At 64.8% G+C, this 15,886-nt stretch carries 12 protein-coding genes, 1 tRNA gene and 1 pseudogene; all 14 read left to right on the forward strand.

Going from position 1 to position 15,886, the window contains the following annotated elements; all coding sequences use genetic code 11:
* A partial coding sequence (gene tuf, locus ASF43_RS22025) for an elongation factor Tu (protein ID WP_235578334.1) occupies nucleotides 1-1,154 on the forward strand: 1,154 nt, incomplete at both ends.
* Nucleotide 1,155: 1 nt separating this feature from the next.
* Nucleotides 1,156-1,257, forward strand: a pseudogene (locus tag ASF43_RS32330) (elongation factor Tu); the annotation flags it as partial.
* Nucleotides 1,258-1,267: 10 nt separating this feature from the next.
* A tRNA-Trp gene (locus tag ASF43_RS22030) sits at nucleotides 1,268-1,343 on the forward strand.
* A gap of 100 nt (nucleotides 1,344-1,443) precedes the next feature.
* Nucleotides 1,444-1,827, forward strand: a complete 384-nt coding sequence (gene secE, locus ASF43_RS22035) for a preprotein translocase subunit SecE (protein WP_056185798.1) — start codon at nucleotides 1,444-1,446, stop codon at nucleotides 1,825-1,827.
* A complete protein-coding gene (nusG, locus tag ASF43_RS22040) occupies nucleotides 1,828-2,415 on the forward strand; it encodes a transcription termination/antitermination protein NusG (protein ID WP_056185801.1) in 588 nt (195 codons plus the stop codon). It abuts the gene before it with no gap.
* 151 nt (nucleotides 2,416-2,566) lie between these two features.
* Nucleotides 2,567-2,998, forward strand: a complete 432-nt coding sequence (gene rplK, locus ASF43_RS22045) for a 50S ribosomal protein L11 (RefSeq protein WP_056185802.1) — start codon at nucleotides 2,567-2,569, stop codon at nucleotides 2,996-2,998.
* Nucleotides 2,999-3,694: a 50S ribosomal protein L1 gene (gene rplA, locus ASF43_RS22050; RefSeq protein ID WP_056185805.1), complete on the forward strand. Its 696-nt coding sequence runs from the start codon at nucleotides 2,999-3,001 to the stop codon at nucleotides 3,692-3,694.
* A gap of 241 nt (nucleotides 3,695-3,935) precedes the next feature.
* A complete protein-coding gene (gene rplJ, locus ASF43_RS22055) occupies nucleotides 3,936-4,463 on the forward strand; it encodes a 50S ribosomal protein L10 (RefSeq protein WP_056185808.1) in 528 nt (175 codons plus the stop codon).
* A gap of 39 nt (nucleotides 4,464-4,502) precedes the next feature.
* Entirely contained in the window at nucleotides 4,503-4,877 is a 375-nt protein-coding gene (gene rplL / locus ASF43_RS22060) for a 50S ribosomal protein L7/L12 (RefSeq protein ID WP_056185811.1), read from the forward strand.
* Nucleotides 4,878-5,150: 273 nt separating this feature from the next.
* Nucleotides 5,151-9,263 carry a DNA-directed RNA polymerase subunit beta gene (gene rpoB / locus ASF43_RS22065; RefSeq protein ID WP_056185815.1) on the forward strand — a complete coding sequence of 1,371 codons (4,113 nt, stop codon included), beginning with the start codon at nucleotides 5,151-5,153 and terminating at the stop codon, nucleotides 9,261-9,263.
* Between the two features lie 24 nt (nucleotides 9,264-9,287).
* Nucleotides 9,288-13,505, forward strand: a complete 4,218-nt coding sequence (rpoC, locus tag ASF43_RS22070) for a DNA-directed RNA polymerase subunit beta' (protein ID WP_056185818.1) — start codon at nucleotides 9,288-9,290, stop codon at nucleotides 13,503-13,505.
* A 104-nt stretch (nucleotides 13,506-13,609) separates the two neighbouring features.
* Nucleotides 13,610-14,164, forward strand: coding sequence for a hypothetical protein (locus ASF43_RS22075; RefSeq protein ID WP_056185820.1), 555 nt, complete (start codon nucleotides 13,610-13,612; stop codon nucleotides 14,162-14,164).
* Between the two features lie 107 nt (nucleotides 14,165-14,271).
* A complete protein-coding gene (locus ASF43_RS22080; RefSeq protein ID WP_056185823.1) occupies nucleotides 14,272-14,586 on the forward strand; it encodes a c-type cytochrome in 315 nt (104 codons plus the stop codon).
* 17 nt (nucleotides 14,587-14,603) lie between these two features.
* Nucleotides 14,604-15,884, forward strand: a complete 1,281-nt coding sequence (locus ASF43_RS22085; protein WP_056185824.1) for an NAD(P)/FAD-dependent oxidoreductase — start codon at nucleotides 14,604-14,606, stop codon at nucleotides 15,882-15,884.
* Nucleotides 15,885-15,886 lie beyond the last annotated feature (2 nt).

Below are 15,886 nucleotides of genomic sequence, written 5' to 3' on the forward strand. Positions count from 1 at the left end.
CACGTGAACGTTGGCACCATCGGTCACGTGGACCACGGCAAGACCACGCTGACGGCGGCCATCACCACCGTGCTGGCAGCCAAGTTCGGCGGCTCGGCCAAGGCCTACGACCAGATCGACGCAGCGCCTGAAGAAAAGGCGCGCGGCATCACGATCAACACCGCGCACGTGGAATACGAAACGGCCAACCGCCACTACGCCCATGTGGACTGCCCCGGCCACGCCGACTACGTCAAGAACATGATCACCGGTGCCGCCCAGATGGACGGCGCCATCCTGGTGTGCTCGGCCGCTGACGGCCCGATGCCCCAGACGCGCGAGCACATCCTGCTGGCCCGCCAGGTCGGCGTGCCCTACATCATCGTGTTCCTGAACAAGTGCGACATGGTGGACGACGCCGAGCTGCTCGAGCTCGTCGAAATGGAAGTGCGCGAACTGCTGGACAAGTACGATTTCCCCGGCGACGACACCCCCATCATCCACGGCTCGGCCAAGCTCGCCATGGAAGGCGACAAGGGCGACCTGGGCGAAGGCGCCATCATGAAGCTGGCCGACGCGCTGGACAGCTACATCCCCACGCCCGAGCGTGCCGTGGACGGTGCCTTCCTGATGCCCGTCGAAGACGTGTTCTCCATCTCCGGGCGCGGCACCGTCGTGACCGGCCGTGTGGAGCGCGGCATCGTCAAGGTCGGTGAGGAAATCGAGATCGTCGGCATCAAGCCCACGCTCAAGACCACCTGCACCGGCGTGGAAATGTTCCGCAAGCTGCTGGACCAGGGCCAGGCGGGCGACAACGTGGGCATCTTGCTGCGCGGCACCAAGCGCGAAGAAGTCGAGCGCGGCCAGGTGCTGTGCAAGCCCGGCTCCATCAAGCCGCACACGCACTTCACCTCCGAGGTGTACGTGCTGTCCAAGGACGAAGGCGGCCGCCACACGCCCTTCTTCAACAACTACCGCCCGCAGTTCTACTTCCGCACGACGGACGTGACTGGTGCGATCGAGCTGCCTGAAGGCAAGGAAATGGTCATGCCCGGCGACAACGTCAGCATCACTGTCAAGCTGATCAACCCGATCGCCATGGAAGAAGGCCTGCGCTTCGCCATCCGCGAAGGCGGCAAGACGGTCGGCGCTGGTGTCGTGGCCAAGATCATTGCNAAGCTGATCAACCCGATCGCCATGGAAGAAGGCCTGCGCTTCGCCATCCGCGAAGGCGGCAAGACGGTCGGCGCTGGTGTCGTGGCCAAGATCATTGCCTGAGTGAGTTCGTAGGGGTATAGCTCAATTGGCAGAGCGTCGGTCTCCAAAACCGAAGGTTGTAGGTTCGATTCCTACTGCCCCTGCCACCTGATCTCCAGGTTGGCGAACCCTCCGAAGCCCGTCAGGACCTGACGGGCTTTTAGCGTCTTCGGGCGTGCATGTAGTTGAAGCAGGAACAAGGCCGACATGGCGACTTCGCAAGTTGAAACAGTCAGTACCGGCGCGGACAAGGCCAAGATGGGTGCGTCCGTGGCGCTTGTCGTGGCGGCGGTGGCTGGCTTCTATCTGCTGCGGCAGCAGGGCCAGGTGGCGCAGTGGGCCATCCTGCTCGTGGGCCTGGCGGCAGCCGTGGCGCTGTTCCTGACCTGCGAGCCAGGGCGCCAGCTGATCGCGTTCGGTCGCGACGCCTGGCGTGAGGTCAAGAAGGTCGTTTGGCCGACGCGCAAGGAATCCATGCAGATGACGGCCTATGTATTCGCCTTCGTGGTGATCATGGCGGTGTTTCTGTGGCTCACGGACAAGACCCTGGAGTGGTTGTTCTACGACCTGATCCTGGGCTGGAAGAAATAAATGACTGACGCTGTGGAATCTCCTTCGCAGGAGCCGTCGCCGGCTCCGACCAATCCGGATTTCCGCTGGTACATCGTCCACGCCTACTCGGGCATGGAGAAGGCGGTCGAGCGCAACATCACCGAGCGCATCAACCGCGCCGGCATGCAGACCAAGTTCGGCCGCATCCTGGTGCCGACCGAAGAAGTGGTCGAGGTCAAGAACGGCCAGCGCAAGACCACTGAGCGCCGCCTGTTCCCAGGGTACGTGTTCGTCGAGATGCAGATGGACGACGAGTCCTGGCATCTGGTCAAGCACACGAACAAGGTGACGGGCTTCGTCGGCGGCGCCAAGAACCGCCCGGCACCGATCTCGGAAGAAGAGGTCGTCAAGATCGTCAGCCAGATGCAGGAGGGTGTGGAGAAGCCGCGCCACAAGATCGAGTTCCTGGTTGGCGAATACGTGCGCGTCAAGGAGGGCCCTTTCACCGACTTCAACGGTTCGGTCGAGGAGGTCAACTACGACAAGAGCAAGGTGCGTGTGTCCGTGACCATCTTCGGTCGCGCCACCCCCGTCGAGCTGGAATTCAGCCAGATCGAGAAAACATGAGGCTGCGGGGTTCGGCCCCGCCACCTGATCGGTGTCTGCGCTCTTCGACTCGGCGCAAATGCTTGTGAACTAGCAAGAGTCTTCAACCCCGGGGAGCCGAGGTCGGGCCGCCAGGTCCGCCAGAGCGTCAGCACCCGTAAGGAGTTCATCCATGGCGAAGAAAATCGTCGGCTTCATCAAGCTGCAAGTGCCAGCGGGTAAGGCCAACCCATCCCCCCCGATCGGCCCGGCCCTGGGTCAGCGCGGCCTCAACATCATGGAGTTCTGCAAGGCGTTCAACGCCCAGACCCAGGGCGTCGAGCCGGGCCTGCCGCTGCCGGTGGTCATCACCGCGTTCGCGGACAAGAGCTTCACCTTCATCATCAAGACCCCGCCCGCGACGGTCCTGATCAGGAAGGCCGTCAAGCTGGACAAGGGTTCGCCCACGCCGCACACGGTCAAGGTCGGCAAGATCACCCGCGCACAGCTGGAAGAGATCGCCAAGACCAAGCTGAAGGACATGAACGCCGCGAACGTGGATGCCGCCATCCGCACGCTGGCAGGTTCCGCCCGTTCCATGGGCATCACGGTGGAGGGTCTCTAAATGGCCAAGCTGACCAAGAAACAAAAAGCGCTGCAAGGCAAGGTCGACAGCAACAAGCTGTACGCACTGACCGACGCACTCGCGCTGGTGAAGGACGCCGCCACCGCCAAGTTCGATGAATCCATCGACGTGGCCGTGCAGCTGGGCGTGGACGCCAAGAAGTCGGACCAGGTGGTGCGTGGTGCCGTCGTGCTGCCCAACGGTACCGGCAAGACCAAGCGCGTTGCCGTGTTCGCCCAGGGTGCCAAGGCCGAAGAAGCCAAGGCGGCTGGCGCCGACATCGTCGGCATGGACGACCTGGCAGCCCGCGTGAAGGCTGGCGACATGCCTTTCGACGTGGTCATCGCTGCGCCGGACGCCATGCGCGTGGTCGGTACGCTGGGCCAGATCCTGGGCCCGCGCGGCCTGATGCCCAACCCCAAGGTCGGCACCGTGACGCCCGACGTCGCCACCGCCGTCAAGAACGCCAAGGCTGGCCAGGTCCAGTTCCGCGTCGACAAGGCTGGCATCGTGCACGGCACCATTGGCCTGCGTTCGTTCGAATCGGACAAGCTGCAAGGCAACCTGGTGGCCCTGATCGAAGCGCTGACCAAGGCCAAGCCCGCGACCAGCAAAGGCTTGTACCTGCGCAAGGTGGCGGTCTCGTCGACCATGGGCATCGGTGTCCGCGTAGACACCCAGACCATCTCGGCGTAATCGCAAGAAATGTGGGCGGTTCCTCAGGGAGCCGTCCTCGTGGTGGGTCGCCCGGCATGCCGGGCGGGTCATCCAAGACCGTTGGCGCCTGTGGGGATCTCGATCCCCGGCGGCTTAATCGTGAAAACGGCCAACGCAGATGGCGATCCCGCTGCAGATGGAGTTTTTCCTGAACAGTTGGTCGCTGCAAGAAGGCGTGTCCGAAGGCTCCGGCCCGACGGCACACATAAAGGAGTAGACCTTGAGTCTGAATCGCAGTGAGAAAGAAGCGGTCATCAGTGATGTGACCAGCCTCGCCGCACAAGCTCAAACGCTCGTGATCGCGGAATACCGTGGCATCACGGTCGCCGACATGACCCGTCTGCGCTCCGCTGCGCGTACCGGTGGGGTGAGCCTCAGCGTGTTGAAGAACACGCTGGCTCGCCGCGCTGTCGCCGGCAGTGCATTCGAAGTCGTGTCCGACCAGATGACCGGCCCGCTGATCTATGGCTTTTCGACCGATGCCGTGGCCGCCGCGAAAGTGGTGGCCGACTTCGCGAAGACCAACGACAAGTTGGTGATCCGCGGTGGCGCATTCGGTGGCAAGGCCCTGGACGTCGACGGCGTGAAGCAACTGGCCAATATCCCTTCCAAGGAAGTGCTGCTGGCGCAATTGCTGGGCTTGATGCAATCCCCGATCTCGCGTACGGCCCGTGTCCTGGCCGCACTCGCCGAGCAAAAGGGTGGAGGCGCTGCCGAAGAACCGGCAGCAGAAGCCGTTGCCGCTTGAAGCGCGACGAATTCACCCAACTTAACTTAGGAAATCAAAATGGCATTCGATAAAGACGCATTCCTGACCGCGCTCGACAGCATGACGGTCCTCGAACTCAACGACCTGGTGAAAGCCATCGAAGAGAAGTTTGGCGTGAGCGCAGCCGCCATGGCCGCACCCGCAGCCGGCGGCGGTGCTGCTGCACCCGCTGCTGAAGAAAAGACCGAGTTCAACGTCATGCTGCTGGAAGCCGGCGCGAACAAGGTGTCCGTCATCAAGGCCGTGCGCGAAATCACCGGCCTGGGCCTGAAGGAAGCCAAGGACCTGGTCGACGGCGCTCCCAAGGCCGTCAAGGAAGGCATCGCCAAGGCCGACGCCGACGCAGCCAAGAAGAAGCTGGAAGATGCCGGCGCCAAGGTTGAACTGAAGTAATCAGCCTGCTCTCCAAGGCTGGAGCGCCCTCGTGGGCCTCCAGCCTTTGGTGCTTGTGGGGCGCCCGTCGCGGCGCCCCCAAAAGCCAGCCGAAAGCGACGTGATGCGTGGCTTTCGAGTGTCTTTTGACTCGACTGCAAAAGATGCCTTGGTTCGGGCGATGTGCAATGCATCGCTGTCCGCCAGAGGTTGGTAGTGGCCAACCGCCAAGTTCGCCGGGTGTGATGCCCCGGCGCCACAGTCGCAGGATTCGAATCCTCGCCCGGAGATCTCATGGCCTATACGTACACCGAACGAAAGCGCATTCGTAAGAACTTTGGCAGCCGCGACAGCGTGCTGGAAGTTCCTTACCTGCTGCAGATGCAAAAGGACGCCTACACCGCGTTCCTGCAGGCGGAAGTTCCCCACAGCAAGCGCACGCCCGAGGGCTTGCAGGCCGCTTTCGAGGCGGCGTTCCCCATCGTCTCGCACAACGGCTATGTCGAGATGAAGTACGTGGAATACAACCTCGCCAAGCCGGCTTTCGACGTGCGTGAGTGCCAGACGCGTGGCCTGACCTTTGCCTCGGCCGTGCGCGCCAAGGTGCAGCTCATCATCTACGACCGCGAGTCGTCGACCTCGCAGTCCAAGGTGGTTAAGGAAGTCAAGGAGCAGGAGGTCTACATGGGCGAAGTGCCCCTGATGACCGATAAGGGCTCCTTCATCATCAACGGCACGGAACGCGTGATCGTGTCCCAGCTGCACCGTTCGCCCGGCGTGTTCTTCGAGCACGACAAGGGCAAGACGCACAGCTCGGGCAAGCTGCTGTTCTCCGCGCGCATCATCCCCTACCGCGGCTCCTGGCTGGACTTCGAGTTCGACCCCAAGGACGTGCTGTACTTCCGCGTCGACCGCCGTCGCAAGATGCCGGTCACGATCCTGCTCAAGGCCATCGGCCTGAACCCGGAGTCCATCCTGGCGAACTTCTTCGTCAACGATAACTTCCGCCTGATGGACAGCGGCGCGCAGATGGAGTTCGTGCCCGAGCGCCTGCGCGGCGAGGTGGCCCGCTTCGACCTGACCGACAAGTCGGGCAAGGTCATCGTCGCCAAGGACAAGCGCGTCACGGCCCGCCACACGCGGGATCTGGAGCAGTCCGGCACCACGCACATCAGCGTGCCCGAGGATTTCCTGATCGGCCGCGTGGTTGCCAAGAACATCGTGGACGCCGACACCGGCGAGATCATCGCCAAGGCCAACGATGAGCTGACCGAAGCGCTGCTCAAGAAGCTGCGCCTGGCCGGCGTGCAGGACCTGCCCGCGATCTACACCAACGAGCTGGACCAGGGCGCCTACATCAGCCAGACCCTGCGTTCGGACGAAACGGCCGACGAGTTCGCGGCCCGCGTCGCCATCTACCGCATGATGCGTCCCGGCGAGCCGCCGACGGAAGACGCCGTGCAGGCTCTGTTCCAGCGCCTGTTCTACAACCCGGACACCTACGACCTGTCGCGCGTGGGGCGCATGAAGTTCAACGCCAAGGTCGGCCGCGACGAAGCCACCGGCCCCATGGTGCTGACCAACGAGGACATCCTGGCCGTGGTCAAGATCCTCGTCGACCTGCGCAATGGCCGCGGCGAAGTCGATGACATCGACCACCTGGGCAACCGCCGCGTGCGTTGCGTCGGCGAGCTGGCCGAGAACCAGTACCGCGCCGGCCTCGCCCGGATCGAGAAGGCTGTGAAGGAGCGTCTGGGCCAGGCCGAGCAAGAGCCGTTGATGCCGCACGACCTGATCAACAGCAAGCCGATCTCGGCCGCGCTGAAGGAATTCTTCGGCGCCTCGCAGCTGTCGCAGTTCATGGACCAGACCAACCCGCTGGCCGAGATCACGCACAAGCGCCGCGTCTCGGCCCTGGGCCCGGGCGGTCTGACCCGCGAACGCGCAGGCTTCGAAGTGCGCGACGTGCACGTGACCCACTACGGCCGCGTCTGCCCGATCGAAACGCCCGAAGGCCCGAACATCGGCCTGATCAATTCGCTGGCCCTGTATGCCCGCCTGAACGAGTACGGCTTCATCGAGACGCCGTACCGCCGTGTGGTCGACGGCAAGGTCACGATGGACATCGACTACCTGTCGGCCATCGAGGAAGGCAAGTACGTGATCGCCCAGGCGAACGCCACGCTGGACGGCGAAGGCAAGCTGACCGGCGACCTGGTGTCGGCCCGCGAAAAGGGTGAGTCCATCCTGGTCGGCGCGGAACGCGTGCAATACATGGACGTGTCGCCCGCGCAGATCGTGTCGGTGGCGGCCTCGCTCGTGCCCTTCCTGGAGCATGACGATGCGAACCGCGCGCTGATGGGCGCCAACATGTCGCGCCAGGCCGTGCCCGTGCTGCGCCCTGAAAAGCCCATGGTCGGCACCGGCATCGAGCGTGTTGCCGCCGTCGACTCCGGCACCGTGGTCACGGCCACGCGCGGCGGCATCGTCGACTACGTGGACGCCACCCGCATCGTGGTGCGCGTGAACGACGCCGAGGCTGTGGCCGGTGAAGTCGGTGTGGACATCTACAACTTGATCAAGTACCAGCGTTCCAACCAGAACACCAACATCCACCAGCGTCCCATCGTCAAGAAGGGGGACCTGCTGGCCAAGGGTGACGTCATCGCCGACGGTGCATCGACCGACCTGGGCGAGATCGCCATTGGCCAGAACATGCTGATCGCGTTCATGCCCTGGAACGGCTACAACTTCGAAGACTCGATCCTGATCTCCGAACGCGTGGTCGCCGACGACCGCTACACCTCGATCCACATCGAGGAACTCGTGGTCATGGCCCGCGACACCAAGCTGGGTGCCGAGGAAATCACGCGCGACATCCCGAACCTGGCCGAGCAGCAGCTCAACCGCCTGGACGAGTCCGGCATCATCTACGTGGGCGCCGAAGTCATGCCCGGCGACACGCTGGTCGGCAAGGTCACGCCCAAGGGCGAGACCACGCTGACGCCGGAAGAAAAGCTGCTGCGCGCGATCTTCGGCGAGAAGGCTTCCGACGTGAAGGACACCTCGCTGCGCGTGGACCAGGGCTCGCAAGGCACGGTCATCGACGTGCAGGTCTTCACGCGTGAAGGCATCACGCGCGACAAGCGCGCCCAGCAGATCATCGACGACGAGCTCAAGCGCTTCCGCCTGGACCTGAACGACCAGCTGCGCATCGTCGAGGCCGATGCGTTCGACCGGATCGAGAAGCTGCTGACCAACCGTGTCGCCAACGGCGGCCCGCAGAAGCTGGCCAAGGGCACCAAGATCGACAAGGCCTACCTGGGCTCGGTCGAGAAGTTCCACTGGTTCGACATCCGCCCGGCCGAGGATGAAGTCGCCGCCCAGCTCGAGTCCATCAAGAACTCGATCGAGCAGCAGCGCCACAGCTTCGACCTGGCTTTCGAAGAGAAGCGCAAGAAGCTCACGCAGGGCGACGAGCTGCCCGCGGGCGTGCTCAAGATGGTCAAGGTCTACCTGGCCGTCAAGCGCCGCCTGCAACCCGGCGACAAGATGGCCGGCCGCCACGGCAACAAGGGCGTCGTGTCCAAGATCGTTCCGGTCGAAGACATGCCCTACATGGCCGACGGCACGCCGTGCGACATCTGCCTGAACCCGCTGGGCGTGCCGTCGCGGATGAACGTGGGACAGGTGCTAGAAGTGCACCTGGGCTGGGCTGCCAAGGGCATCGGCCAACGCATTGGCGACATGCTGCAGGCTGAGGCCAAGATCGCCGAGCTGCGCAAGTTCCTCGACGAGCTGTACAACAAGTCCGGCCGCAAGGAAGACCTGTCGCAGCTCAGCGACACCGACGTGCTCGAGATGGCCGCCAACCTGTCGCACGGCGTGCCGTTCGCGACGCCGGTGTTCGACGGTGCGTCCGAAGAGGACATCCGCGCCATGCTCAAGCTGGGCTATCCGGACGAGATCGCCAAGCTCAAGGGCCTGACCGAGACGCGCACCCAGGCGCACCTGTTCGATGGACGCTCCGGCGAGCAGTTCGAGCGCCCGACCACGGTCGGCTACATGCACTTCTTGAAGCTGCACCACCTGGTGGATGACAAGATGCACGCGCGTTCGACCGGCCCGTACTCGCTGGTGACGCAGCAACCGCTGGGCGGCAAGGCCCAGTTCGGCGGCCAGCGTTTCGGGGAAATGGAAGTGTGGGCGCTGGAAGCCTATGGCGCCTCGTACACCCTGCAGGAAATGCTGACCGTGAAGTCCGACGACGTGGTCGGCCGCACCAAGGTCTACGAGTCCATCGTCAAGGGCGAACACTCGATCGAAGCCGGCATGCCGGAATCGTTCAACGTGCTGGTCAAGGAAATCCGCTCGCTCGGCCTCGACATCGAGCTGGAACGCAGCTAACCAGGCAAGCAAAGGAACAACGTTATGAAGTCATTACTCGACCTGTTCAAGCAGTTCACGCCGGACCAGCATTTCGATGCGATCCGCATCGGCATGGCCTCGCCGGAGAAGATCCGCTCGTGGTCCTTCGGTGAAGTGAAGAAGCCTGAGACCATCAACTACCGCACCTTCAAGCCCGAACGCGACGGCCTGTTCTGCGCCAAGATCTTCGGCCCCATCAAGGACTACGAGTGCCTGTGCGGCAAGTACAAGCGCCTCAAGCACCGCGGCGTGATCTGCGAGAAGTGCGGCGTGGAAGTCACGCAGACCAAGGTGCGTCGCGAGCGCATGGGCCACATCGACCTGGCCGCGCCCTGCGCCCACATCTGGTTCCTGAAGTCGCTGCCGTCGCGCCTGGGCCTCGTGCTCGACATGACGCTGCGCGACATCGAACGCGTGCTGTATTTCGAGGCATATGTCGTGACCGACCCCGGCATGACCCCGCTCAAGAAGTACGGGATCATGACCGAGGACGACTTCGACGCGAAGCGCAAGGAATACGGTGACGAGTTCACCGCGAAGATGGGCGCCGAGGGCATCAAGGACTTGCTGGAGTCCATCGACATCGAGGACTCGATCGAGAAGCTGCGCAACGACCTGACGGGCTCCGAAGTCAAGATCAAGAAGAACGCCAAGCGCTTGAAGCTGCTGGAAGCCTTCAAGAAGTCCGGCATCAAGCCCGAGTGGATGGTGCTGAACGTGCTGCCCGTGCTGCCGCCGGACCTGCGTCCGCTGGTGCCGCTGGACGGCGGACGCTTCGCGACCTCCGACCTCAACGACCTGTATCGCCGCGTCATCAACCGCAACAGCCGTCTGCGCCGTCTGCTGGAGCTGAAGGCGCCTGAAATCATCGCGCGCAACGAAAAGCGCATGCTGCAGGAGGCTGTGGACAGCCTGCTGGACAACGGCCGCCGCGGCAAGGCCATGACGGGCGCCAACAAGCGCGCGCTCAAGTCCCTGGCCGACATGATCAAGGGCAAGAGCGGTCGGTTCCGCCAGAACCTGCTGGGCAAGCGCGTCGACTACTCGGGCCGCTCGGTCATCGTGGTCGGCCCCACGCTCAAGCTGCACCAGTGCGGCCTGCCCAAGCTGATGGCGCTCGAACTGTTCAAGCCCTTCATCTTCTCGCGCCTGGAAGCCATGGGCATCGCGACCACGATCAAGGCCGCGAAGAAGGAAGTCGAGTCCGGCACGCCGGTGGTCTGGGACATCCTGGAAGAGGTCATCAAGGAGCACCCGGTCCTGCTGAACCGCGCGCCCACGCTGCACCGCCTGGGCATCCAGGCCTTCGAACCCATCCTGATCGAAGGCAAGGCCATCCAGCTGCACCCGCTGGTCTGCGCTGCGTTCAACGCCGACTTCGACGGTGACCAGATGGCCGTGCACGTGCCGCTGTCGGTGGAAGCGCAGATGGAAGCCCGCACGCTGATGCTGGCCTCCAACAACATCCTGTTCCCCGCCTCCGGCGAGCCGTCCATCGTGCCGTCGCAGGACGTGGTGCTGGGCCTGTACTACACGACCCGCGAGCGCATCAACGGCAAGGGCGAGGGCCTGATCTTCGCCGACACCGGCGAGGTGCGCCGTGCGTTCGATGCGGGCGAGCTCGACCTGAACGCCAAGATCAACGTGCGCCTCACGGAGTACGCCAAGGACAAGACCACGGGCGAGTTCACGCCGTCGACCAAGCTGTGGGAAACCACGGGCGGCCGCGCGTTGCTGTCCGAGATCCTGCCCAAGGGCCTGCCCTTCTCCAACCTGAACAAGGCGCTGAAGAAGAAGGAAATCTCCAAGCTGATCAACGTCAGCTTCCGCAAGTGCGGCTTGAAGGAGACCGTGGTGTTCGCCGACAAGCTGCTGCAGGCCGGCTTCCGGCTCGCGACCAAGGCCGGCATTTCGATCTGCATCGACGACATGCTGGTGCCCAAGGAGAAGGCCGGCATCATCACGCGCGCCCAGAAGGAAGTGAAGGAGATCGAACAGCAGTACGTCTCCGGTCTCGTGACCTCTGGAGAGCGCTACAACAAGGTCGTGGACATCTGGGGCAAGTCGGGCGACGAAGTGTCCAAGGTGATGATGGCCCAGCTGTCCAAGCAGAAGGTCATGGACCGCACCGACAAGGAAGTGGACCAAGAGTCCTTCAACTCCATCTACATGATGGCCGACTCGGGCGCCCGCGGTTCCGCCGCGCAGATCCGCCAGGTGGCCGGCATGCGGGGCCTGATGGCCAAGCCCGACGGCTCCATCATCGAGACGCCCATCACGGCGAACTTCCGCGAAGGCCTGAATGTGCTGGAGTACTTCATCTCCACGCACGGTGCGCGCAAGGGTCTGGCCGACACGGCGCTGAAGACGGCCAACTCGGGCTACCTGACGCGCCGCCTGGTCGACGTGACGCAGGACCTGGTGGTGACCGAGCACGATTGCACCACGCACGACGGCACGGTCATGCGCGCCATCGTCGAGGGCGGTGAAGTCATCGAGTCGCTGCGCGACCGCATCCTGGGCCGCACCACGGCCGACGACGTGTTGCACCCCGAGAACCGCTCGGTGCTGCTGCCGGCCGGCGAGATGCTGGAAGAAGACATCATCGACGAGCTCGAAGCCGTGGGCGTCGACGAAGTCAAGGTCCGCACCGCGCTGACCTGCGCCACGCGCTTCGGCATCTGCGCCAAGTGCTATGGCCGCGACCTGGGCCGCGGCGGCCTGATCAACAACGGCGAAGCCGTCGGTGTGATCGCTGCCCAGTCCATCGGCGAGCCCGGCACGCAGCTGACGATGCGGACCTTCCACATCGGTGGCGCCGCTTCGCGTGCGGCGATCGCCTCCAGCGTGGAAGCCAAGTCCAGCGGCACGGTGGGCTTCAACGCCACCATGCGCTACGTGACCAACAGCAAGGGCGAACTGGTGGTGATCTCGCGTTCCGGCGAAATCATCATCACCGAGCATGGCCGCGAGCGCGAGCGCCACAAGGTGCCGTACGGTGCGACTCTGGCCGTCAAGGCCGACCAGGCCATCAAGGCCGGTGTCGTGCTGGCCAACTGGGACCCGCTGACGCGCCCCATCATCACCGAGTTCGCGGGCCGCTCGAAGTTCGAGAACGTGGAGGAAGGCCTCACGGTCGCCCGCCAGGTCGACGAAGTGACGGGCTTGTCCACGCTGGTGGTCATCGACCCGAAGCGCCGCGGCGCGGCCAAGGTCGTGCGTCCGCAGATCAAGCTGATCGATGCCTCTGGCAACGAAGTGAAGATCCCCGGCACCGACCACTCGGTGACCATCGGCTTCCCGATTGGTGCGCTGATCCAGGTGCGCGACGGCGAGGAAGTGGGCCCCGGCGAAGTGCTGGCCCGCATCCCGGTCGAAGGCCAGAAGACGCGCGACATCACCGGCGGTCTGCCGCGTGTGGCCGAGCTGTTCGAAGCCCGCACGCCCAAGGACAAGGGCCTGCTGGCCGAGCAGACCGGTACCGTGTCGTTCGGCAAGGAGACCAAGGGCAAGGTGCGCCTGCAGGTCACCGATCCGGAAGGCAAGGTCTGGGAAGAGCTCGTGCCCAAGGAAAAGAACATCGTGGTGCACGAAGGCCAGGTGGTCAACAAGGGCGAATCCATCGTCGACGGCCCGGCCGATCCGCAGGACATCCTGCGCCTGCTGGGTGTCGAGGAACTGGCGCGCTACATCGTCGACGAAGTGCAGGACGTCTACCGCCTGCAGGGCGTGAAGATCAACGACAAGCACATCGAGGTGATCGTGCGCCAGATGCTGCGCCGTGTCGTGGTCGAGAACCCCGGCGAGTCCGGCTACATCGGCGGCGAGCAGGTCGAGCGTTCGGAGATGCTGGACACGAACGACGCGCTGCGCGCGGCGGACAAGATCCCGGCGACCTACACCAACCTGCTGCTCGGTATCACCAAGGCCTCGCTGTCGACCGACTCGTTCATCTCCGCGGCGTCCTTCCAGGAAACCACGCGCGTGCTGACCGAAGCGGCCATCATGGGCAAGCGCGACGAGCTGCGTGGCCTGAAGGAAAACGTGATCGTGGGCCGTCTGATCCCGGCCGGTACCGGCATGGCCTACCACCAGGCACGCAAGGCCAAGGATTTGATGGACGACGCCGAGCGCCGCGCCATCGCCGACGCCGAAGCCGCCGAACTGGCAGGCCAGGAGACCTCGGTCGCCGAATCGGGCGAGTCGCCGGTCAACGACTAAGCGCATCCCGCGCGGCCTGGCCGCGCTGGCGCCACACCCCGGCTCCCTATCATGGGGATCCGGGGTGTTTTTCTTGGAGGGGTCGCAATGGGGTGCAGTCGGTGATGCAGGGCGTGTGGAGCCCGCTGCTGGTGTGGTGGGGCGTGGCGGCCGTGCTGTTGTTCTGGTCCGTCGGCGCCTATAACCGACTCGTGCGCCTGCGCGCCAAGGTGCTCAGCATCTTCGCCAGCCTGGTGGCGCAGTTCGACCGCTACGCGGCCTGGATGGCGCAGCACGCGCCCACGCCGCCGGCCGACGGCGCGCCACCGCGTGCCGGTGACGTCTGGACCAACCTGCGCGCCGCGACGGCGCAGTTCACCGCCTCGCTGGCGGCAGCCCGCGGCAACCCCATGGACCCGGCCGCCATGGCAGCACTGGTTGCCGCGCGCACCGTGCTGCTGATGGCCTGGCAGTACGTGGACGACGACACGCTGGCCGCATCGCGCGGCGACGAAAGCGTGGCGGCGATGCGGGCCGAATGGGAGGCGATCACCACGCAGACCCAAAGTGCGGACAAGGCCTTCGCCACCGCCGTCGAGGTCTACAACCGCGCGGTGCGCCAGTTCCCGGCCGTGCTGCTGGCCTGGCTGTTCGGCTTCAGGCCGGCGCGCAGCCTGTAGAAGATCGCATAAGCATCTGCCCACAACTTCTGACGCGCGCGCGTGGCGTGCCGGATACTGTCGGCCGCTTTCGACCGGCACCGCCACCCACGAGGAGAACAGAACCCATGCGATGGACCACGATGCTCGCCGCGCCCCTGCTGGCCGCGGCCTTCCTGCCTGCTGCGGCACAGTCGCCGGATGCGCTGTATGTGCGCAGCCTGGCCGCCACCTGCGCCAACTGCCATGGCACCGCGGGCCGCGCCCAGCCCGGCTCCAGCGTCGTCTCGCTGGCCGGCATGCCGCAGGAGCAGATCGTCGCGCAAATGAAGGCGTTCCAGAGCGGCGCCCGGCCCGCGACCATCATGCACCAGCTCAGCAAGGGCTACAGCGACGCGCAGATCGCGCAGATCGCCGGCTATTTCGCCGCGCAGGCCAAGTGATGCCAGGAGCGACCACCATGCAACAACGACGCTCTTTCCTGCACGCGTCCGCCGGCCTGGCCTTGCTGGGCCTGGCGGGTTGCGCCAGCACCACCGCGATTCCGACCAAGGCCAGGGTCGTCGTCATCGGCGGCGGCTACGGCGGCGCCACGGCGGCCAAGTACGTGCGCCTGCTGTCCGACCACAGGATCGACGTGGTGCTGATCGAGCCGAACGAGGCCTTTGTCTCCTGCCCGATCTCCAACCTCGTGATCGGCGGCAGCAAGCAGATCGCCGACATCACGACGCCCTACACGGCGCTGTCGCGCCGGCATGGCGTGACGGTGGTGCGCGACACGGCCAATGCCATCGACACGGCCGCGCGTACGGTGCGCCTGGCCAGTGGCGCGACGATCGGCTACGACAAGCTGGTGGTCTCGCCCGGCGTCGAATTGCAGTTCGGCAGCATCGAGGGGCTGGAAGCGGCCCACACCTCTGGCCAGATCCTGCAGGCCTGGAAAGCCGGCCGCGAAACGGTGGCGCTGCGGCGCCAGCTGGAGGCCATGCCCGACGGTGGCGTCTACGCCATCACCATCCCCGAAGCGCCGTACCGCTGCCCGCCCGGCCCCTACGAGCGCGCCTGCCAGGTCGCCTGGTATTTCAAAAATGCGAAGCCGCGCAGCAAGGTGCTGATCCTCGATGCCAACCCCGACGTGACGTCCAAGGGCCCGCTGTTCAAGAAGGTCTGGGCCGAGCAGTACAAGGGTATCGTCGAATACCGCGGCCAGCACAAGGTGACCGCGGTGGACGCCCGGGCCGGCCTCGTCAAGTTCGACGTGCAGGACGATGTGAAGGCCCAGGTCATCAACGCGCTGCCCGCCATGCGGGCCGGCAATATCGCGGTGCAGGCGGGCCTGAACAACATGGCCAACAACCGCTGGTGCGGCGTCAACTACCAGACCTTCGAATCGACGGCCGCGCGCGACGTGTTCGTGATCGGCGACGCGATCCAGATCGCGCCGGCCATGCCCAAGAGCGGCCACATGGCCAACGGCCACGCCAAGGTCGCGGCGGCGGCCATCGTGGCCCAGCTGGCGGGCTGGGACGTGAACCCCGCGCCCATGCTGAACAACACCTGCTACAGCTTCGTCGACGACCGCAACGTGGTCCACGTGGCCAGCGTGCATGCCTACGACAAGGCCGACAAGACCTTCAAGACCGTGGCCGGCTCGGGCGGCGTGAGCCCCGGGCCGACCGAGCTCGAAGGTGTGTACGCGATGAATTGGGCGCAGAACATCTGGTCGGACACGCTGGGATGACG

This window comes from Pseudorhodoferax sp. Leaf267, from assembly GCF_001422405.1.
GTDB lineage: Bacteria > Pseudomonadota > Gammaproteobacteria > Burkholderiales > Burkholderiaceae_C > Pseudorhodoferax.